At 68.7% G+C, this 20,047-nt stretch carries 15 protein-coding genes and 1 tRNA gene; 10 read left to right on the plus strand and 6 right to left on the minus strand.

Annotated features, from left to right (window positions below; all coding sequences use genetic code 11):
* From HMPREF0043_RS06040 to HMPREF0043_RS06050, 3 genes are all read left to right on the plus strand, one after another.
* The coding region (locus HMPREF0043_RS06040) for an Lhr family ATP-dependent helicase (RefSeq protein ID WP_021602078.1) at positions 1-4,313 on the plus strand (4,313 nt) is incomplete at its 5' end.
* A gap of 87 nt (positions 4,314-4,400) precedes the next feature.
* Positions 4,401-4,706: an ArsR/SmtB family transcription factor gene (locus HMPREF0043_RS06045; protein WP_021602079.1), complete on the plus strand. Its 306-nt coding sequence runs from the start codon at positions 4,401-4,403 to the stop codon at positions 4,704-4,706.
* The gene (locus tag HMPREF0043_RS06050; RefSeq protein WP_021602080.1) at positions 4,703-4,996 is read left to right on the plus strand and encodes a hypothetical protein; all 294 of its coding nucleotides are present in this window, start codon (positions 4,703-4,705) and stop codon (positions 4,994-4,996) included. The genes HMPREF0043_RS06045 and HMPREF0043_RS06050 overlap by 4 nt, the downstream gene beginning before the upstream one ends.
* Positions 4,997-5,142: 146 nt before the next feature.
* Here the strand turns inward: HMPREF0043_RS06050 and HMPREF0043_RS06055 are convergent, their stop codons facing one another.
* The 3 genes from HMPREF0043_RS06055 to HMPREF0043_RS06065 form a co-directional block, all read right to left on the minus strand.
* A complete protein-coding gene (locus tag HMPREF0043_RS06055; protein ID WP_021602081.1) occupies positions 5,143-6,024 on the minus strand; it encodes an ABC transporter permease in 882 nt (293 codons plus the stop codon).
* Positions 6,024-7,013 (minus strand): ABC transporter ATP-binding protein, encoded by a 990-nt coding sequence (locus HMPREF0043_RS06060; protein WP_040317986.1) that lies wholly within the window; start codon positions 7,011-7,013, stop codon positions 6,024-6,026. Before HMPREF0043_RS06060 ends, HMPREF0043_RS06055 begins: the two co-directional genes overlap by 1 nt.
* A 206-nt stretch (positions 7,014-7,219) precedes the next feature.
* Positions 7,220-7,897: a TetR/AcrR family transcriptional regulator gene (locus HMPREF0043_RS06065; protein WP_232206060.1), complete on the minus strand. Its 678-nt coding sequence runs from the start codon at positions 7,895-7,897 to the stop codon at positions 7,220-7,222.
* Positions 7,898-8,318: 421 nt separating this feature from the next.
* Between HMPREF0043_RS06065 and HMPREF0043_RS06070 the strand changes: the two genes are divergently transcribed.
* The 6 genes from HMPREF0043_RS06070 to HMPREF0043_RS06095 all read left to right on the plus strand — a co-directional run bounded on the left by HMPREF0043_RS06070 (position 8,319) and on the right by HMPREF0043_RS06095 (position 12,739).
* Positions 8,319-8,389, plus strand: a tRNA-Gln gene (locus tag HMPREF0043_RS06070).
* A gap of 85 nt (positions 8,390-8,474) precedes the next feature.
* Positions 8,475-9,605 carry an NTP transferase domain-containing protein gene (locus tag HMPREF0043_RS06075; RefSeq protein ID WP_198010292.1) on the plus strand — a complete coding sequence of 377 codons (1,131 nt, stop codon included), beginning with the start codon at positions 8,475-8,477 and terminating at the stop codon, positions 9,603-9,605.
* The gene (locus tag HMPREF0043_RS06080; RefSeq protein ID WP_021602086.1) at positions 9,602-10,582 is read left to right on the plus strand and encodes a ribose-phosphate diphosphokinase; all 981 of its coding nucleotides are present in this window, start codon (positions 9,602-9,604) and stop codon (positions 10,580-10,582) included. The genes HMPREF0043_RS06075 and HMPREF0043_RS06080 overlap by 4 nt, the downstream gene beginning before the upstream one ends.
* 238 nt (positions 10,583-10,820) lie before the next feature.
* A complete protein-coding gene (locus HMPREF0043_RS06085; RefSeq protein ID WP_269528556.1) occupies positions 10,821-11,396 on the plus strand; it encodes a TSUP family transporter in 576 nt (191 codons plus the stop codon).
* A gap of 291 nt (positions 11,397-11,687) precedes the next feature.
* A complete protein-coding gene (locus HMPREF0043_RS06090; RefSeq protein WP_021602088.1) occupies positions 11,688-12,059 on the plus strand; it encodes an ArsR/SmtB family transcription factor in 372 nt (123 codons plus the stop codon).
* Positions 12,056-12,739 carry a hypothetical protein gene (locus tag HMPREF0043_RS06095; RefSeq protein WP_021602089.1) on the plus strand — a complete coding sequence of 228 codons (684 nt, stop codon included), beginning with the start codon at positions 12,056-12,058 and terminating at the stop codon, positions 12,737-12,739. Before HMPREF0043_RS06090 ends, HMPREF0043_RS06095 begins: the two co-directional genes overlap by 4 nt.
* Here the strand turns inward: HMPREF0043_RS06095 and HMPREF0043_RS06100 are convergent.
* From HMPREF0043_RS06100 to HMPREF0043_RS10225, 3 genes are read right to left on the minus strand one after another with little or no spacing between them, the layout of a single operon-like run.
* The gene (locus HMPREF0043_RS06100; RefSeq protein ID WP_021602090.1) at positions 12,734-14,827 is read right to left on the minus strand and encodes a prolyl oligopeptidase family serine peptidase; all 2,094 of its coding nucleotides are present in this window, start codon (positions 14,825-14,827) and stop codon (positions 12,734-12,736) included. The two genes, HMPREF0043_RS06095 and HMPREF0043_RS06100, sit on opposite strands and share 6 nt — an antisense overlap.
* Complete coding sequence (locus HMPREF0043_RS06105; protein ID WP_021602091.1) at positions 14,820-15,515, minus strand: response regulator; 696 nt, start codon at positions 15,513-15,515, stop codon at positions 14,820-14,822. The genes HMPREF0043_RS06100 and HMPREF0043_RS06105 overlap by 8 nt, the downstream gene beginning before the upstream one ends.
* Positions 15,512-16,753, minus strand: a complete 1,242-nt coding sequence (locus HMPREF0043_RS10225) for a sensor histidine kinase (protein WP_198010293.1) — start codon at positions 16,751-16,753, stop codon at positions 15,512-15,514. The genes HMPREF0043_RS06105 and HMPREF0043_RS10225 overlap by 4 nt, the downstream gene beginning before the upstream one ends.
* Before the next feature lie 320 nt (positions 16,754-17,073).
* On the opposite strand from HMPREF0043_RS10225, the gene lanKC reads away from it, so the two are divergent.
* Complete coding sequence (gene lanKC / locus HMPREF0043_RS06115) at positions 17,074-19,731, plus strand: class III lanthionine synthetase LanKC (protein ID WP_198010294.1); 2,658 nt, start codon at positions 17,074-17,076, stop codon at positions 19,729-19,731.
* Positions 19,732-20,047: the final 316 nt, after the last annotated feature.

The following is a 20,047-nucleotide window of genomic DNA, read 5'->3' on the forward strand; positions in this document are numbered from 1 at the left end:
GCCCCGGGTCGGACGGCGGCCGGGGCGCGCCCGACGGCCCCGACCGGAGCCCGGCCGCGGGCCAGACCACGGCCGCGGGCTCGATCTGGCCGCATGTCGAGGCGAGCATCCTCGACCGGATCCTCGCCCACCGTTCCACGATCGTGTTCGTCAATTCCCGCGGACTGGCGGAGAGGCTGACCGCCCGTCTCAACGGCCTGTACTCCGCGCGCTTCGGCGACCCGGATGACCCGGCTGGCGATGGTCCGGCTGCCGGCCCTGGCACCCCGGCCGCCCAAGCCTACGATTCGCAGTCCGGCGGAACGCAGGGGAGGGCCGTCGACCCCGCCCGGCGGATCGCCCGCGCCCACCACGGGTCGGTGTCCAAGGAGCGGCGCGCCTCGACGGAGCGCGACCTGAAATCGGGCGCTCTGCGATGCGTCGTGGCCACCTCCAGCCTCGAGCTGGGAATCGACATGGGCCTGGTGGACGAAGTGATCCAGGTCGGCGTGCCCCCGTCGGCGGCCAGCGGATTGCAGCGCGTCGGACGCGCGGGCCACGCGGTCGGCGGCATCCCGTCGGGGGTCGTCTACCCGCGCACGCGCCGGGACCTGCTGGACGCCGCGGTCGTCGTCGACCGCATGCGCGCCGGCCTCATCGAGGCGCTGCAGATGCCGGACAACCCCCTGGACGTCCTCGCCCAGCAGACCGTGGCCGCCGTTGCGATGGAGCCGCTGGAAACCGAGGCCTGGTACCGGCTCGTGCGTCGCAGCCGCCCCTTCCGCCGCCTGCCCAGGAGCGCCTTCGACGCGACCCTCGACATGCTCGCGGGGCGGTATCCCTCCACCGACTTCGCCGAACTCCGCCCGCGCATCGTGTGGGACAGGCAGAAGGGGACGCTGATCGCCCGGCCCGGCGCGCAGCGCCTGGCCGTGACCAGCGGCGGGACGATCCCCGACCGGGGAGCCTACAGCGTGATCCTGCCCGAGGGGGAGGAAGCCGCGGGCGCGCGCCGCGTCGGCGAACTCGACGAGGAGATGGTCTACGAGTCCCGGGTGGGGGACGTCGTCGCCCTGGGGGCCACGACGTGGCGGATCCTGGAGATCACCGACGACCGGGTCGTCGTCTCCCCGGCACCGGGACGCTCCGCGCGCCTCCCGTTCTGGCGCGGGGACGGCGCCGGGCGACCCGTCGAACTCGGCGCGGCGATCGGAGGGTTCCTGGCCGACCTGGACGCGGCCGTCGCAGACGGGGACCCGGACGGCCGGTTCGCCGAGCGCCTGGCCGCATCGGGGCTGGACGGCAACGCAGTCTCCAACCTGCTGGCCCTTGCCCTCCAGCAGCGCCAGGCGACCGGAGCCCTGCCCACGGACCGCCGGCTCGTCGTCGAACGGGTGCGCGACGAAGCGGGCGACTGGCGGATCATCTTGCACTCGCCCCACGGCCGCCGCGTCCACGAGCCGTGGGCCTTGATAGTCGCCGAGCGGATCAGGCGGCGATGGAAGGTCGACCCGTCCGTCGTCGCCGGTGACGACGGGATCGTCGCGCGCGTGCCCGACGCGGACGGCAGAGTCCCCGGAGCGGACGCGTTCGAATTCGACCCGGCCGACGTGCGGCGGCTGGTTGGCGACGCGGTGAGCGGATCGGCCTTGTTCGCCTCGCGGTTCCGCGAATGCGCGGCACGTGCCCTCCTGCTGCCCAAGCGGAACCCCGGCAGGCGGTCCCCGCTGTGGCAGCAGAGGCTGCGCGCCGGTCAGCTCCTCCAGGTCGCCGGAGAGCACCCCGGATTCCCCGTCCTCGTCGAGACCGCGCGCGAATGCCTCCACGACGTCTACGACGTCGAGGCCCTCACGGCGCTCATGGAGCGCATCCGGGACGGGCGGGTCCGCTTCGCCGAGGCCACCACCGCGGTCCCCTCCCCCTTCGCCGCCGACCTGCTGTTCGGCTACGTGGCCGAGTTCCTCTACGAGAGCGACGCGCCCTTGGCCGAGCGCCGCACGTCCCTGCTGTCCCTGGACAGCGGGCTGCTCGCCGACCTGCTCGGAGGCGACGGGTACGCCGACGTCCTGGACCCGGCCGTAGCCGACCTGCTCGGCCGGGAGCTCCAGTGCCTGACCGCGGGCCGCCGCGTGCGCGGCCGGGAAGGACTGGCCGACCTGCTGCGCCGGCTCGGCCCGCTGACCGGCGAAGGCGTCCTCGCCCGCGCGGACGCCGGACCGCGCGACGCGGCCGCATGGCTGTCGCGCCTGGAGGAGGAGCGCCGGATCGTCCAAGTGACCGTCGCCGGGGAACTCCGGTGGGCCGCGGTCGAGGACTCGCCCGCGCTGCGCGACGCCCTGGCCGTGGACCTGCCGGACGGGGTCCCCGAAGCCTTCCTGGAGCCGACCCGCCACCCCCTGCGGGACCTCGCCGCACGGTATGCGCGCACCCACACGGCGTTCACGTCCGCCGAGCTCGCCGCACACCTCGGGTTGGGCGTCGCCGTCGTGGACGCCGCCCTCGCCGACCTGCGCCAGAGCGGCAGGCTCCTCGCCGGAACCTTCGACCCTCGCCGGCTGGCCCCGGAGCGGCGCGCGGAACAGTGGATCGACCCCGGCGTCCTCTCCCGCCTGCGCTCCCGCTCGCTGAAGGCCGCCCGCGACGCGACCGAGCCGGCGCCTCAGCGGGCCTACGCGCGCCTCCTGCTCGAGCACCACAGTCTCCTGCACGCCCCGGCCGGCGATCCCCTCCATGCGGGGCCCGCTGAGGCGCAGCCGGCCGGGACGGGACAGCCCGCTGGTACGGGAGCGGCCGGCGCGGCAGCGTGGACGGCCGGCGGGGCCCTCTGGGGCGTGGACGGCCTCCTCCGCGCGGTCGAACAGCTCGCCGGAGTGCCGCTGCCGGCGTCCCTGTGGGAGACCCAGATCCTGCCGGCGCGCGTGCGCGACTACGCTCCCGCGATGCTCGACGAATTGATCTCCACCGGCGCCGTCGTGTGGTCCGGCCACGGGCGGCTCGGCGACCGCGACGGCCTGATCGCCCTCCACCTCGCCGAGTACGCCGCGGAAACGCTCCCCGAGCCGTCCGATCGGGAGACGGAGACCGGCTCGAAGGAGGGGGAGCGGCCGGGAGGTGGGTCGCACGGCGCGCCCGCCTCCCCGCTTGCCGGGCCGTCGAGCCCCGCCTCCGGCGCATCCCCGGACCTCCGCGCGGTGCGGCGGGCCATCGTGGAGGTCCTCGCCGACGGCGGCGCCTACTTCCCCGACCAACTCGCGACGCTGGCCGGCCGGAGGATCTGCGCCGATCCGGCCGCGTCGGCGCCGCGCCCGGGCGCCGGGATCCCGCCCGCCGACGTCTCCGCCGCATTGTGGGACCTCGCCTGGTCCGGCCGGGTCACCACCGACACATGGGCGGCCCCGCGCTCGCTGATCGCAGTGCCCCCGCCGCGCCGCCGCATCCCGGCCTCGCCGCGCCGCAGACGCCATGCTCGGATCGCGCCGGGCCGGACGCCCGCCCGGACTGGCAGGCTGGGCAGGTGGTCGCTGCTGTGCCGCGACCGCCTCGACGACCGCGAGCCCGACGAGACGGCCCGCGGCCTCAGCCTTGCCGAGGGGCTCCTGGACCGCTACGCGATCCTCACCCGCGACGCCGTCGCCTCCGACGGCGTCCCCGGCGGCTTCGCCTCCCTCCGGCGCCTGCTCCGCGGCATGGAGGAGGCCGGACGCGTCCTGCGGGGCCGGTTCGTCGACGGCCTGGGAGCCGCTCAATTCGCCGAGCGCGCCACCGTCGACCGGCTCCGGGACCTCGCCGACGCGCCGGCCGGGCCCCCGGCCCCGATCGCCCTCTCCGCAGCAGACCCGGCGAATCCGTACGGCGCCGTCCTGCCCTGGCCGCCGCATCCGGCCGCGATCCGTCCGGCCCGCCGCCCCGGCGCGTTCGTCGTCATCGACCGCGGGGAACTCGTGCTCTACCTTCCGCAAGGAGGCAGAGCCCTCCTCACCTACGGCCGAGGCTCGGCCGAGACCGGCATCCCGTCCGAAGACGTCGGAGGCTTCGATGGCCCGAGCGGCGCCGGGGACATCGACGAGTCGCGGAACCCAGCCGACGGCGACCTGACAGCCGGGGATCCGGCTCACGGAAACCCCGCCGAGGGAGATCCAACCGCCGGCGATCCGGATCGCGACGCCTCCGTGGGCGCCGCCCTGCAGGCCCTCGCCGTCGCGCTCAGACGCGGCGCCGTCACGTTCACCGTCGAAACCGTCGACGCGCGCCCCGCCACCGCCAGCCCGATCGCGGCCCGGCTGCGCGAGGCCGGATTCGCGGCCGTGCCCAGAGGATTCCGGTGGCGGGGGTAGGCCGCCCGCAGCAGGCCGCCCGCGCCGCCAGCAGACATCTCGTATAGTCGTATTGCAAAATATTTATACATATGGGAGGATGGACCGGTGATCGATGAGAAGACCTTGGCTGGAACCGCCCGGCTCTTCAAAGTCCTCGGCAACGGGTCGCGGCTCCGGCTGCTCCTTCTGCTCGTGGACGAGGAGCGGTCGGTCTCTGCGCTGGCGGAGGCCGCCGGGCTCTCACAGCCTCTCGTTTCTCAGCATCTGAAGGCTCTGCGCGGGGCCGGGCTGGTCGCGGCCACCCGGCGCGGCAGGGAGATGATCTACAGGGTGTCGGACCATCACGTCTCGCACATGGCGGCCGACGCCATCGCACACGCTCAAGAGCACGACCGGAAGGAATTACCATGAGCGACGATCTGCACGCCGAGCACACCCTTGCCGAGCACACCCATGGTGAGGGGTGCGGGCATGAGGCCGTTCAGCACGGCGATCACGTCGACTATATCCACGGGACGCACCGCCATGCCCTGCACGGAGACCACTACGACGAACACGAGTCGCCCGCCGAGCACACTCTCGCCGAGCACACCCATGGTGAGGGGTGCGGGCATGAGGCCGTTCAGCACGGCGATCACGTCGACTATATCCACGGGACGCACCGCCATGCCCTGCACGGAGACCACTACGACGAACACTGAGCCCACCGGCCGCCGGGGGGACTCGCGTCGCCCCGAAGCCCGCGGAGGCCTCCGGGCCGACGCGTCTGCGTGAAAGCCGGCGAGAAGGCTCGCACGGGAAGGGTCCGGTTCGCGATCGAACCGGACCCTTTTTCACGCCCTCCGTCTCAGCGGCCGCGGAGCGCCTGCCTGAGCTTGAGGCGCTCGCCCGTGTGCAGGATCGAACGCTCGTAGACCTTGCCCGCCAGCAGCGAGAGCAGGCAGATCGTCGCGATCTGGACCGCGAACGCGAGGAGCTGCTCCCAGACGCCGACGGCCCCGAGCGCCATCCGCATCGGCATCATGAACGGGGACAGAAACGGGCAGCACGAGAGAATGTGCGTGACCGTCGTGTCCGGCGCGTAGGGGACGAGGTAGAGGGCCACGTACATGGGGATCATCGCCCCGAAGATCACCGGCGTCTGGACGGCGCCGAGGTCCTCCTGGCGCGAGACCGTCGAGGCCAGCGCACCGCTCAGGCCCCCGAAGGCGAAGTACCCGACGGCCAGCCACACGAGGACGGCCGGGGCGAACGTCCAAGGGTTCAGGTACGCGGCGGCCAGGTTCCCCATGGAGGGGAGCACCCCCGCCAGACCCGCTCCCGCGACGATGCTCGCCAGATAGCAGGCGATGAAGACCAGCATGGCCGAACCGATCCCGAGGAGCTTGGCGAACAGGAGAGTGCGCGGCTTGACCGTCGTCAGGAGGATCTCCACGACGCGGCTCGTCTTCTCCTCCACGACTCCGGAGTTCAAGGCGCCCATGCCCATGAAGATGGGGATGGCGACGAACATGACCGCGACCATCCCCACGATGAAGCCGAGCGGATTGGTGTGGGCGGTGTGGCCCGTCGCCGGGGGTATCGACACGTCTACGCCCTTGTCCCCGAGGAGGAACCCGGCGACGCCGCCGCCGATGAGCATGAGCGCGACGACGATCGCCGTGGAGACGCGCATCGCCTTCGACTTCAAAAGCGCGGTGAATTCGCGGCTGACGATGAGACCGAGCATCAGGCCGCCCTCCTGCGTCCGAACAGGCCCCGCCTGGCGGGCCGGGGCTCCTCCTGCGGCGCCACCACCACGACGTCCTTGAACAGATCGGCCAGATGGGGGCGGCGCGGGCCGAATTCGCGCACGGGCCCGGCCGCGAGGGCCGCCCGCAGGATCGCCTGGTCGTCGGCGCCCTCCGCGACGTCGATGACGGCGCGCGTCAGCCCCCGCCGCCTCGGCGCGTCGGAGGTGCCTTCGAGAGGATCGGGGCGGGCCGTGACGCCCGCGGCTGCCAGCGCCCGCTCGAGCGCGTCGGCGGGGGCTGTGACGGCCAGGGCGAGCTGGGGATCGGCCGAGCCCCTCAGCTCCTCGATGGTGCCCTCGGCCACGACGCTCCCCTGCGAGACGATGCCGACCCTGTCGCACAGCCGTTCGACCAGATCGAGCTGGTGGGACGAGAAGACGACCGGCACTCCCGCGGAGGCCTTCTCCTTGAGGACGTCGCTCATCACGTCGACCGCGACGGGGTCCAGGCCGGAGAACGGCTCGTCGAGCACGAGCAGGTCGGGGTCGTGGACCAGCGCCGCCCCCAGCTGGACGCGCTGCTGGTTGCCCAGGGAGAGCTTCTGGACGTTGTCGCCGCGGCGCCCCGCCACGCCCAGGCGCTCGGTCCATCGCTCCATGGCCGCCGTCGCATCCGCCTTGGGCACGCCGTGCAGGCGGGCGAAGTATTCGAGCTGAGCCCCCGCGGCCATGCGCGGATAGAGACCGCGCTCCTCGGGCATGTATCCGATTCTGCGGCGGACTTCCATGTCGAGCGGGCGGCCGTTCCACGTCACGGTCCCCGAGTCCGCCGTCATCACGCCGAGCATGATGCGCATGGCCGTCGTCTTGCCCGCGCCGTTGGAGCCGACGAATCCGAAGATCTCCCCTCGGCCGACGTGAAAGCTCAGATTCCGCAGGGCTTGCAGGCTCCCGAAGGATTTATTGAGACTGCCTACCTCTAGCATGAAGCCATCTTGGCACAGGGCCGCGGTCCGGTCCACGGGTGGGCGGTATGTCGGGAACCCGGAGAGCGTTGAACATCCTTCCCCAGCCCGCGGGCGGGCGCCGGGATTCGCCGTTCGCGAGCCGAAGCCGGCGGCGTCGGGCGGCTTGCATCCGCGGAAACCCGAAACCCGCCGTCCGCGGCGGAAACCCGCCTTGAAGCCCGCCGTCATCCCCGCCCGGATGGCGTCCCGTCCGCTGCCGCCGAGTGCCCGCGAGTGACCAGACGGGGCTCGCGCTCCATGTTCCGCAGGCCGAACCACAGGAGGTTTGTGACGTGCGCCGCGGTGTCCTCCTTCGAATAGCCGCGGTTCTCCGACCACCACTGTCCGATCTGCCCGACTCCGCCGGCCAGGATCTGGCCGTAGATCGGCGCGGTCGAAGCGTCCAGGCCGCGTTGGGCCATGAGCGGGGCCAGGTGGTTCGTCACCTGCTCGGCGACGTCGGCTATCACCGTGGCGAACGTTTCGCTCCTGACGGCGGTGGGGGACTGGTGGGCGAGGAGGTGGAAGCCGTCGGGATTCTCCTCGATGTAGTCCAGGAGGCTGACGACGATTCCCTCCAGGACCTCCCGCGGAGCGAGTTCGGGACGCATGCGGGAGGAGAGGATTCCCGAGAGCTCCGTCACCTCACGGTCGACGATCACCTGGTAGAGGCCTTCTTTACCGCCGAAATGCTCGTACACGACCGGTTTGGACACGTCGGCGGCACTCGCGATTTCCTCGACGGAGACGGCGTCGTACCCGCGGGCGCCGAAAAGCTGACGTGCGACTCTGATGAGCTGCTCGCGCCGCTCGGAACGGGACATGCGGATGCGACGGCCCTGGGGCGGTGGATTTTCGGTCATGACGCCATTATTGCAGTTGAAAATGTTTAAATCTTCAGTCTTGGGGCGGACGTCGTGGACATGCCCATGCGCCCGGGTGGCGGCGGAGCGTCGCCTTTGACGGGAGACGCGGGTTGGCCGCGAGCTGCGCTGAGGCGAGGACCCTGGGCGCGGGCGGGATTCGGTTGCAGCCGAAGTGGGTTGGTCCCAGGTTCGGAGCGGTCCGGGCGCGGGCGGGATTCGGGCCGACGACACCGGCGCGTCGGCGGTGTGGCGAGCCGGGCTCGAACCCGAGCGGGGTCGGGGTTGCCGGGCTTTCGTCGCCGTTGATTTCCGCCCGGGTTCGGGCGTGTGCGAACCGGTTGCGGGGTGGGCGGCGTGCCGGATCGTGAGCGAGTCATTATGCGCGCGCCTGCCGATGCCATAGAATCGTCACGGTCGATCCGCCCTGGTGTAATGGCAGCACAGAGGTCTTTGGAACCTTTTGTCCGGGTTCGAATCCTGGGGGCGGAGCGGGAGCCGGACGCGTCCGATTGGTCAGACGGGCGGTGCGCGGCCGGCTCACGGGTGAGGCTGTACCCAACAGGAAGGGGCTCCCGTGAACACAACGCGTCCGGCCGCCGTCGTGGTTCTCGCCGCAGGCCAGGGCACCCGCATGAAGACGTCCATTCCCAAAGTCCTCCAGCCGATGTGCGGCCGCTCCCTCCTGGAGCACGCCATCGCCGCCGCCCGAGGGCTCGACCCGAGCCACCTCGTCGTCGTCGTCCGGCACGAACGGGACAAGGTGGCGGCCCACGCGCTCGCCTTCGACCCGGATGTCGTCGTCGCCGACCAGGACGACGTCAAAGGCACCGGCCGGGCGGTGTGGTGCGCCCTGCGAGAGCTTCCCGCCGACCTGGAGGGGCCCGTCCTCGTCATGGCGGGCGACACGCCGCTCCTATCCGCGGACGTGCTCGCCGGTCTCCTCGCCGAACACGAGGGCAGCGCCGTGACGGTGCTGACGGCATCCGTCCCGGACGCCGCCGGCTACGGGCGCATCCTCCGCGACGAGGCGGGGGAGATCCGCGGCATCGTCGAACACGGGGACGCCACGGCGGAACAGCGCGACATCGGCGAGATCAACACGTCCACCTACGTCTTCGACGCGGCCTTCCTGCGCGGGGCCATCGCGGACCTCGACGCGGCCAACGCCCAGGGCGAGCTCTACCTGACCGACGTCGTGGCCGCCGCCTACCGGGCCGGGGCCGGAGTCGCGGGACTGCTCGTCGAGGATTCGGTCCTGGTCGAGGGATGCAACGACCTCGTCCAGCTCGCCGCTCTGCGCGCAGAGATGAACCGGCGCCTCCTGGAGGGCTGGATGCGCCGGGGCGCGGCCGTCGTGGACCCCGGCACGACCTCGATCGACGTGACCGTCACCCTCGCACCGGACTGCCGCGTCCTTCCGGGAACGGGGCTGTACGGGACGACCGCCGTCGCGTCGCGCGCAGTCGTGGGCCCCGGCGAGTTCACCGACACGAGCGTCGGAGAGGGAGTGGTCGCCGGCCACGTGGTGGCCAGAGGGGCGACGATTCAGGCGGGCGCCGAGCTCGCACCCTACACCGTGCTCACCGGGCCGTCTGAGCGCGTCGCCGGTTCCGCGGCGGGCGTCGAGCCGGCCGACGGGCGCACATCCACCGTCCCGGCGGGCAGGACAGGCCCGGCGGGCAAGCACAGCGAGGATCAGGCATGACGGGATTCAAAGTATCGAACGACAAGCGCCTCGTCCTCATCTCCGGACGGGCCCATCCGGTTCTGGCCCAGGCGGTGGCCGAAGAACTGAGCATCGACCTGCTGCCGATCATCGCCTACGACTTCGCCAACTCCGAGATCTACGTGCGCTTCGAGGAATCCGTTCGCGGCGCCGACGTCTTCATCCTCCAATCACATCCCGACCCGATCAACAAGTGGGTGATGGAACAGCTCATCATGGTCGACGCCGCCAAGCGAGCCTCGGCCAAGCGCATCACGGCCGTCGCCCCCTCGTATCCTTATGCGCGCCAGGACAAGAAGCACAAGGGCCGCGAGCCGATCTCGGCGCGCCTGCTCGCCGACCTGTTCAAGACGGCCGGGGCGGACCGGATCATGAGCGTGGACCTGCACGCCTCCCAATCCCAGGGGTTCTTCGACGGGCCCGTCGACCACCTCTGGGCGATGCCGACCCTCGTCGAGTATGTGCGCGGACGCGTGGACGCCACGAACGCCGTCGTCGTCTCGCCCGACGCCGGACGCATCAAAGTCGCCGAGCAGTGGGGCAACCGCCTGGGCGGCGTGCCGCTCGCCTTCGTCCATAAGACCAGGGACCTGACCCGCCCGAACCAGGCGACGGCCAACAGGGTGGTCGGCGACGTGGCCGGGCGGACCGCCATCATCGTCGACGACCTCATCGACACCGCCGGAACGATCTGCGGGGCCGTGCGGGTCGTGCTCGAAGCCGGGGCGAAGGACGTCATCGTGGCCGCCACCCACGGCGTGCTCTCCGATCCGGCGACTAAGCGCCTCCAGGAGTCCGGCCTGCGCGAGCTCGTCATCACCGACACGCTGCCGATCGGCCCCGAGAAGCGCTTCCCGGGGATGACCGTGCTGTCGATCGCCCCCGTCCTGGCACGGGCCATCGACGAAGTCTTCGAGGACGGCTCGGTCACGAGCCTGTTCGCCGGGGCCTACTAGACCCGCCCCTGACGGCGCCGGTCCGCCGACCCCCTGACGGCGCCGGTCCGCCGGGGCCGCCGGGGAGGTATAGCCTTGCGGCGATGTGCATTCTCCTTTTCGCCGCGGGCGCCGGCGCCGGAATGATCGGCTACCTCGTCGGCCTCGCCTCCCTCATCAGCTATCCTGCGCTCATCGCAGCGGGCGTGCCGCCGGTGCTGGCCAACACGTCGAACACGGTCGGGTTGCTCGGGGCGGGGTGGGGTCGATCGCCAACGCGTGGAGGCGGATGGCCGCGGTCAGGATCTACCCGCACTGGGTCCAGCTGGCAGTCTCGGCGGCCGGAGGGCTCGCGGGAGGCGCGCTCCTCGTCGTGGCCGACCCGGACGTCTTCGAGGCGGTCGTCCCCTGGCTCGTGCTCTCCGGCGCCGTGCTCGTCGCGCTCAGCCCCCGCATCAACGGCGCGCGGACGCGGCGGCGCCTGCCTTTGCCGGTCTACCTGACCTTCCTCGTGCTCATCACGATCTATGGGGGCTATTTCGGAGCGGGGGCGGGAGTGCTCTTCTTCGCGCTGTGCATGCTCGGCACGCCCATGACCGCCCACGAGGCCGTCCTCATGAAGACTCCGATGCTCTTCGTCTCCAACCTGACGGCGGCGATCCTGTTCATCGCCCGCGGCGACGTCGACTGGGGCGCGGCGGTCGCCGTGGGCGCGGGGGCCTTCGCGGGCGGATACGCCGCGCCGGCGCTCCAGCGCTTCATCCCCGAGCCGCTCATGCGCTGGCTCGTCGTGGCCGGCGGGTGCGTCATGACCGCCTGGCTGCTGCTGCGTTGAGCCGGGACGGCCCACGGTCCCGGCCGCGTTTGAGCCCGGCTGGCCCATAGTTTCGCCCCGGCCGCGTTGAGCCCGGCTGGCCCAGGGCCCGCAGCCGGGCCGACGGGCCTCCGACCGTCCGCGGCCGGCCGTCGACGCCCGGACATCCGCGACCCGCGCCGACCGCGTTCCCCGTCTGGGAGAGCCCGCGCCTCGCCCGCACCCGGGCGCCTTGCCCTCCGGAGTGGCCCACTTTACAATCGCGTCTCGCTCCCGTATTATTTCGTTATGTCGCGAAATAACGAATCAAGCGTGTTTTCCGCGCTCGGCCACCCCACCCGGAGGGCCGTGCTCGCCTACCTGCGGGATCGCGACTACGTGAAGGTGGGCGACATAGCCGAGGCCGTCGGAGTGGCGGGCTCGACGCTGTCCGGCCATCTGCGCGTTCTGCGCGAGGCGGACCTGGTGGTCTCCCGGCAACGCGGCACGCAGGTCCAGTACCGCATCAACCTCACCGTGATCGACGAGGCGATGCTCCTGCTCGCCTCCCTCGGCGGCGCCCTGCGCAAGCCCAGGCCCGGCGCCGCGAAGGCCGGCACCCCCGCTCCGGCCAGCCCCGGCCCTCCCGCCCCGTGGGAGGCCGATGGGGAATCAGACGACAAGACAACCGAGGAGGAGACATGATCCCCAAGAATCCCGATCATCGCCTCTCGAAAGGCCCTTTGATCTTCGCAGCCCTGGCCATCGTCTTCATGGCGGTGTGGAGCATCGTCCACTGGTCGCAGATGGCGCCCTCGATCGTGACCCGGCAGGCCGCGGGCAACCACGGCGCCAGCAGGGTCTCGCGGGAGGTCACCGCCGTCGCCGCGCCCGCGGCCCTCCTGCTCCTGACGGCGCTCAGCGCCGCGGCCCCCGCACTGCAAGCCAGGATCGACAAGCGCCTCTTCTCCGCGTCCGGCACCCCCGGCCGCGGATCGGCGCGCGCCCTGGGAGCCGCGCTGGTCGGCTTGAGCATCCTGAGCAGCACGCTCCACGTCGTGTTCGTCGGCATGCACACCGGCGCGGACCTCCCCGTGGAGAAGCTCGTCGGCGTCGCCGCGGGCGTCATGCTGACGATCCTCGGGGTCTACCTTCCGCTCGCCAGGCCCGACGGCGCGTTCACGAGCCGTCGGATGGAGGCCTTCCGCGCCGCCCAGGGCCCCGCCTACCGCGTCGCCGGATTCGCTATGGCCGCCCTCGGGGTGGCGACGGTCGTGGTGGCGCTCCTCTGGCCCTGGCTCACGATCGTCGTCGCCCCCGCGGGGGTGCTCGTCATCTGCGCCGGGATCTTCGTGAAGGCGCTCATAGCCGCTTTCCGCTCATGAGCCCGCGGACAGCCGGACGCCCAGGCGGTCGGCTATCCAGACGTACTCGAGCGCCTGCTCGCGCAGCCCGTCGTCGATCGTCGAATTCCCGATGTGGCCGCCGGAGCGGACCCGGAGCAGGAACGGCCCTCCCGTGGCGTCGTGGCGCAGGCGGTTGATCCACTTGAGCGGCTCGACCGCCGAGACCCGGCTGTCGTCGCTGCCGCACGTGGCCAGGACGGGCGGGTATTCGACCGGCCGGACGTTGTGGTAGGGCGAATAAGAGCGGATGCACCGCGCGATGTCGGGGTCCTCCAGGGGGTCCCCCCATTCCTTCCGGTCGCTGATCGTCAGCGGGAGCTCGGGTTTCATCATCGTCGTGAGGGGATCGACGAAGGGGACGTCGGCGACGACTCCGCAGAAGGCCGCGGGGTCCGCGTTCAGGCTGGCTGCGACGAGCAGGCCTCCGGCGCTTCCCCCCATCGCCACGATCCGCGCGGGATCGGCCAGCCCCCGCGCCACCAGCTCGTCCCGGCACGCGAGGAAGTCCGTGAAGCTGCGCGGCTTGCCCAGGCCGCGCGCGGCCTCGTGCCACCCGGATCCCTTCTCCCCGCCGCCGCGCACGTGCGCGAACGCGTAGACGGCTCCGGCGTCGACCAGGCGCAGGAGCATGGGGTTGTAGCGCCGCCCGACGTTCGCATCGTAGGCGCCGTACCCGCACAGCAGCACGGGGGCCTTGGGCGGGCCGTCCGCTCTGCGCACGACGGTGATCGGCACGTCCTGCCCGTCCTCGGCCTTCGCGTGGATCTGCTCCTCGACGTAGGGCACCGGGGACTCGGGGGGCTGCGGGCCGATCCTGTGAGCGGCCGTCGGCTCGTCGATCCTCACCCGGTACAGGGAGGGCTTCTGGACGAGCGACGTGCGGGCTATGAGGATCTCCTCCGCGTCCCACTCGGGGGTCATGGCGAGGTTGATGTCCGCATCTCCCCACGGGTCGATCGCGGTGAAGCGCGCGCCCCCAGAGCCCAGGTCGGCGCATCGGGCGGTCAGCACGACGTTGCGGCCGTTGTGGCGGACGCCCACCAGGAGGTGGTCCTTCAGGGCGAGGGCGGAGGCTAGCCGGCGGTCCTCCGAATGCGCGAGGAGCGTGAGCCATTCCTCCCTGGGCGCCGGAGTCCGGTCCTCCCGCAGAGGCGCCAGCAGCAGCGCGCCGTCGGGGCACGGGGGCGAGGTGACGGTGAGGGCCAGGAATTCGCCGTCCCTGCACGAGACGTGCGCGCAGGTCGCCGATTCGTCGTCGGCTATCCCGTCGATTCCGATCAGGCGGTTCGACGGGTCGTCGGCGACGAGGTAGAAGTTCTTCGTCACCCCGCGCGACGCCGCGGTGACGAAGACGAGCTCGCCGGAGGAGGAACGCGACACGCGGACTCGGAAGCGTTCGTCCTCCTCCTGGAACACGCTGACGGAGTCCCGCGGGCAGTCCGTCCGGTGGCGGGTGACCTCGCAGGGGCGGTTCTTGGAGTCGAGGTGGACGGCGAAGAAGGAGTCGCCGTCCTGGCTGAACACGATCGACGAGGAGACTCCGTCCAGGCCCGTGTCGATCTCCCTCCCGGTCGAGAGCTCGCGGAGCCGGACCGCATACGATTCCCGGCCGGTCGAATCCTCGGTCCAGGCGACGTACCTCTCGCAGGGGCTCAGGTGCACGGAGCCGACGCCGACGTACGAGCCCGGAAGGACATCGTCGAAGTCGATCAGCACCTGCGCGTCCCCGGCGTCGATGCGATCCCGGCCCGGAGGCTCCATCCCCTCGGCCCGGATGCGCAGGATGCGGGGATGGCGCGCTCCGGGCGCGAGATCGGGGACGAACCACCAGTCGCCTTGGCGCTGCGGGATGCCGAACTCGCTCTCCACGACGTCGTCCTTCACGGCCTCCGCCAATCGGCGGGCCGCATCCTCGTACCGCTCCAGGTGCCTGCTGGCATACTCCTCCTCGAGGCGCAGCGCCTCCTCCGTCTCGCCGCGCACCCACTCGTACGGGTCGGTCCATTCCTCTCCGTGAAGCCGGAATTCCGTATCCTTTCGGGGCAGCGTGGGAACGCTCTCATGCATGCTGACTTCCTCCGTGGTTTCCTATGCGGGGTGTGGCCATTCCAGTGGCGAACGCCCAGATGGCGATCTGGACGCGATTGTGGACGCCGAGTTTCGAGACGATCTTGCCGACGTGCGCCTTCACCGTGCTGATCTCCAGGTAGAGCTCATCGGCGATGTCCCGATTGCTCCTCCCCTCGGCGAGCAGCTTGATCACCTCGGCCTCGCGATCGGTGAGCCCGTGTTCGCGGTGGTCCGCCGCCTTCTGCTCCGAGGGCTGGCCCTTGCGCCGGGAGAGCTCGGAGACCAGGCGTCCGACGAGGGAGTCGGAGACGACGCATCCGCCCTTGGCCACCGTGTGGATCGCGCTGACGAGCCGGTCGGGGTCGCTGTCCTTGAGGAGGAAGCCGGACGTTCCCAGGTCGAGGGCTTCGAAGAGGTAGGAGTCCAGATCGAAGGTCGTCATGACGATGATCCGGACGTCCGGGCGCTGGGCGAGGATCCTCTTCGACGCCCAGAGCCCGCTGCCCCTGGGCATGCGCACGTCCATGAGCACGACGTCGGCCCTCAGAGCCAGTGCGCGCTCCACCGCCTCCTCCCCGGTCGAGGCCTCCCCGACCACCGCGATGTCCGGGTCGGCCCGGAGGAAGAGGCCGAAGCCCTTGCGCACCACAGGCTGGTCGTCGGCGATCAACACCTTGATAGTCACTGATCCTGTTCCTTTCCGCAGATGCGCCCGCACACCTGCCATCCGCCCTCGGCAGTGGGGCCGGTGCGCAGGGTGCCTCCCAGGAGGTCGACGCGCTCGGCCATGCCGACGAGCCCGAAACCCCCGCCGCTGCCCTCCACGGTGGCTTGCGGAGGGCTGTTCACTATGTCGAAGGCGATGGCGCCGCCGGACGACGCGAGGGAGATCGTGACGGAAGCATTCGGAGCGTGTTTCACCACATTCGACAGCGATTCCTCGACTATACGATAGCATGTTAGCTGAATAGCCGTGCTCAGGTGATCGAAGTTCCCTTTTTCCTCCAATTCTATGCTTTCGATTCTCTTCCGAAAATCATCGATGAGTTCGTGAATGTTGTCCATCGTCGGCTGCGGGGCGATGTCGAATCCGCCGTCCAAGCGGAGGATTCCCACGATCTGCCTCAAACTCTCCAGGGAATTCTTCGCCTCCGAAGATATCGAGGTGAGCAAATCGCGGACCTCGGCGGGCTTTTTCTCGTAGAGCTTCGAGGCGACCTCGCTCTGAATGACTATTCCCGTGAGGTGATGCGCTGTTATGTCATGGAGTTCCCGTGCCATTTGGCGACGTTCATGAACTATGATTTCCTTAGTATGCCTTCTATGTTCGTCTTGCAATGTAGAGAAGCGACGATGGAACTGAAATATCTTCGATCGATAATTTGAGGCGATTTTTCCTATTGAAACATATATAATATAAGTAAAGATCACATTAATTATAATATTAGCTGTTTCTAATGTTAGATTTTCTCTCGAGGAAGGCTCCGATTCCGTCATCAGCGCTAGCTGGCAGACGATGTCCAAAAGGATCGCAGCGGTGAGGGACGTCGCGAACCTCCGTCCCTTGACGTGGATGCTCAGGGATATGACGGAGAAGATGTACAGCGGAGTGTGGGCGAACGTGCGGCTGTTCAAGAGCAGCATAACGACCCCCATCGTCGCCGCCATGGCGAGGAACGAGCTCACCGGATGCCTCTCCCGGTGAGCGAGGATGAACGTCTGGGCGACGATGACGCACAGGCTGATCGCGACGAACAGGGCTTGCCGGTCCACCGCCTTAGCCGGCGACTTGGTGTATGCGCCCGCGAGGATGTGGCCGACGCTGGTGTAGATCGCGGAGGCGATGCCAACGGCGAGCACGAGGGGGGTGGGGAAGATCGGGCCTGTTCGCTGCTTATCGGAGTTTTGGAGGGAGGATTCCACAACTAGCGTCCTCATATCGATGATGTTGTGTCCCGTAGCGCGAATGGAAATCCCCGTCCAGTATTGCAGGTCGGTCGCTGGAATGCATTCAACCAAGGTCTAATGCCCATGGTGGACTTAAGTTCACAGTTCCATGCGAATGGCTGCCGTGTCGGGGGTCACAGAAATCGCGGCATTCCGCGGTTTCGGAGCGGTAATCCTGCCGTGTTCCGACTTAGGTCGGGCGTTGACCGCCCGTTCGCGGCTCTGCTGTCATGGACTCAACCCGCTTAGAAGCGGCGAATTGAAAATGACCAGCAGATTGGAGCGGTAAAATGGATATGACATATGTTGAGTACTGTTATGCGGATCCATATTTCTATGAAACGATCCATGGGGCGAAGAACGCATCATTGGGACGGAACAGTAAGTACAGGATCGACTCCGCTTCAGATTGGTCGGATTGGAGGCAGGTCGAGTCCAACGGATGGCTCCACGTCATGCCCTTGGACTCGACCCTGCCTGACCAGGGCTGGAAGATACACTGCTCGGCCACGAAGGAGAACGCCCAAGAGATCCTCCAGGCGGTCTCAGCCTATTGCTTCAGCAGGAGAATCCACTTCAAATTCCTCCCGTCAGCTACGGATCTCTTCCGCTCGAACGTGAAGTACGCGCCGCGCGGAGGCAGTGGAAAGTTCATCACGATATACCCGGTCGATTCTAAGGATACGGAGCGGATCCTCCACGACCTCGACCGAGAGATCGGCGGTTACGAAGGCCCCTACATCCTCAGCGATCTGAGATACAACGAAGGGCCGCTCTACGTTCGTTACGGAGCCTACAAGCAGGATTTCGTCCGCAACGAGTTCGACGAACTCGTCCCTGCGATTCGCCGGCCGGACGGCGAGCTCGAACCGGATCACCGGCTTCCCACCTTCTCGCCGCCCGAGTGGGTCGAGCTGCCCGAGTTCGTCGTCCGCATGAAGGAAGCGCTGGGATCGGGGGAGCGCCCCGACGAATTCGCTTACGAAATCACCGAATCCCTTCATTTCTCCAACGGCGGCGGCATCTACAAGGGGCGTTCCCTGGCGACCGGACGCCAGGCGGTGCTCAAAGAGGCCCGCCCGCACGCCGGGCTGACCCCCGACGGAAGGGACGCCGTCAGCCGCCTCGAGCAGGAAGCGGATTTCCTGCGGAAGTTCGGGGATCTCGACCAAGTCGTGAACCTTCAGGATCAGTTCGTCGTCTCGGGGCATCACTTCCTCGTGGAGGACTACGTGCCGGGCATAACGCTCAACAAGGCGATGGTCGCCCGCAACCCGCTCATCCGCGCCGACCAGACCCGCGAGGATCGGCTCGCCTACCGCGACTGGGCTCTGGGGATCATGGCCGAAGTCGAAGAGGCCCTGCGATCCTTCCATCGCGAAGGCGTCGTCTTCGGCGACCTGCACCCCAACAACATCATCGTCACCGACGAAGGCAGGCCCGTGTTCATCGACTTCGAGATGGCCTACCCCGTCGACGAAGTGAACGTCATCCCGACGGGCGCCCCGGGATACATGGCCGGCGACGGACGCACAGGGATCCCGGCGGATCTGTACGCCCTGGGGTGCACCAAGCTCTCGCTGTTCTTCCCCCTGACGGTCCTCATCCCGCTCGACCCGCTGAAGCTCCGCCAACTCGTCGACGCGGCGCAGCGCGCGTTCGAACTGCCCGACGAATACTGCCGCGAGATCCTCCGCGACATCGGAATCGAGGCCGAGGAGGACGCCAACTGCCTGGTCCAGGCGACGCGCTCCGTGGTCAACCGCTGGGACATGTCGAGCCCGGAAGGCGTCGAGGAAGTCTTGACGGGCATCGCCTCGGGCATATGGGAGAGCGCCGACTTCTCGCGCGCCGATCGCGTCTTCCCCGGCGACCCCCATCAGTTCATCGAGAACGGAGTGGGAATCGCATACGGCGCGTGCGGCAATCTGCTGGCGAACCCGGGTACGGACGCGCAGAGGGAGCGGACGCTCGATTGGATCGAGTACGCGGCGAAACGCCTGACGAAGCCCAGTTACGGATTCTATGACGGACTCGCCGGCATCGCCTATACGCTCCGCACGTTCGGCCGAGAGGATGCCGCCGACGCGATTCTCAGCCAACTCCTCAAGCTGGACTTCGCACTGCTGACCTCGGATCTCTACGGAGGCCTCGCGGGCATCGGCATCTACCTCATGGACGAAGCCGAGCGGCGCCCCACGGCTGAGATCCAACAGGCGATCGCGTCCATACGGGACGTCATGGCCCGGCGGCTGGACGAACCCGTCGAATACGTCCGATACGTGGACGGAACCCCCACATCCGCGACGGACAAGGGCGGGCTGATGAGGGGAATGGCCGGGCACGCGGTCTACTGGGTGCGCAGCTTCGAATACTCGGGTGAAGAGACGGACCTCGACCGCGCGGAGAAGGCGCTGGACGTCGATCTCGCCTTGTGCATAGAGGCCGGAGACGGCTCGATCCAGCTCAACGAAGGATGGCGCACGCTGCCGTACCTCGCGAGCGGATCCATGGGCGTCGGGCTCGCGATGCTTCGATTCCGAGAGTATCGCAAGCGCCCTGGCGACAAGGAGGCCCTCCGCCGCATCGTCCGATGCGCGGATCCCGAGTTCGCGATCCAGTCGACCCTGTTCAACGGGCGGGCCGGATTCGTCTACTTCCTCACCCAGCTGGCGGAGTCGAACGACGCCGACCTGGTCACCTCAGCCGACATGGAACGGCACGCAAACCTCCTGGGAACCTACGCGGTGCTCAACCGGACGGGAATCCACTTTCCCGGCGACCAGATCATGCGTCTGTCGACCGACTGGTCGACGGGATCGGCGGGAGTCTACGCCGCCCTGGAACGCTACAAGCGGGTTCGGTTCGGAGAGGATGGACGGCGTTCCACGGCCCTCCCGTTCCTGGGAATCGAGCGGGTCAGCCGCTCATACGATATGGCCGTGTCTCTATAACGGAGAAGAAAATAATGTTTAGTGCTACATTACATCGTTATCTTTGTGTTATAGTAATATAAGTATAACGTTTTGGCTTAAGGCAACACAATCAATTTTTAGAAAGGAGGTGAATATAGCATGGGTTACATTCTTGATCTTCAGGAGGAGACGTCGCAGACTACTGATGTGCGTAGCTGGAGTTCCTGCTCTATCTGGTCGTGTCACAGTACGTCAAGCTGGTCGTGCTGCTAAGTGAAATGTTATTGGTTTATAGAAGGGAGGTGAATATAGCATGGGTTACATTCTTGATCTTCAGGAGGAGAAGTCGCAGACT

The sequence above is a fragment of the Actinobaculum sp. oral taxon 183 str. F0552 genome (assembly GCF_000466165.1).
Classification (GTDB): domain Bacteria; phylum Actinomycetota; class Actinomycetes; order Actinomycetales; family Actinomycetaceae; genus Peptidiphaga.

Coding starts and splice junctions, on each gene's coding strand:
- HMPREF0043_RS06050 (WP_021602080.1), top strand. CDS start 4,703: ATGAGCGACGATCTGCACGCCGAGCACACCCTTGCCGAGCACACCCAT.
- HMPREF0043_RS06055 (WP_021602081.1), bottom strand. CDS start 6,024: ATGCTCGGTCTCATCGTCAGCCGCGAATTCACCGCGCTTTTGAAGTCG.
- HMPREF0043_RS06060 (WP_040317986.1), bottom strand. CDS start 7,013: ATGCTAGAGGTAGGCAGTCTCAATAAATCCTTCGGGAGCCTGCAAGCC.
- HMPREF0043_RS06065 (WP_232206060.1), bottom strand. CDS start 7,897: ATGACCGAAAATCCACCGCCCCAGGGCCGTCGCATCCGCATGTCCCGT.
- HMPREF0043_RS06080 (WP_021602086.1), top strand. CDS start 9,602: ATGACGGGATTCAAAGTATCGAACGACAAGCGCCTCGTCCTCATCTCC.
- HMPREF0043_RS06095 (WP_021602089.1), top strand. CDS start 12,056: ATGATCCCCAAGAATCCCGATCATCGCCTCTCGAAAGGCCCTTTGATC.
- HMPREF0043_RS06100 (WP_021602090.1), bottom strand. CDS start 14,827: ATGCATGAGAGCGTTCCCACGCTGCCCCGAAAGGATACGGAATTCCGG.
- lanKC (WP_198010294.1), top strand. CDS start 17,074: ATGACATATGTTGAGTACTGTTATGCGGATCCATATTTCTATGAAACG.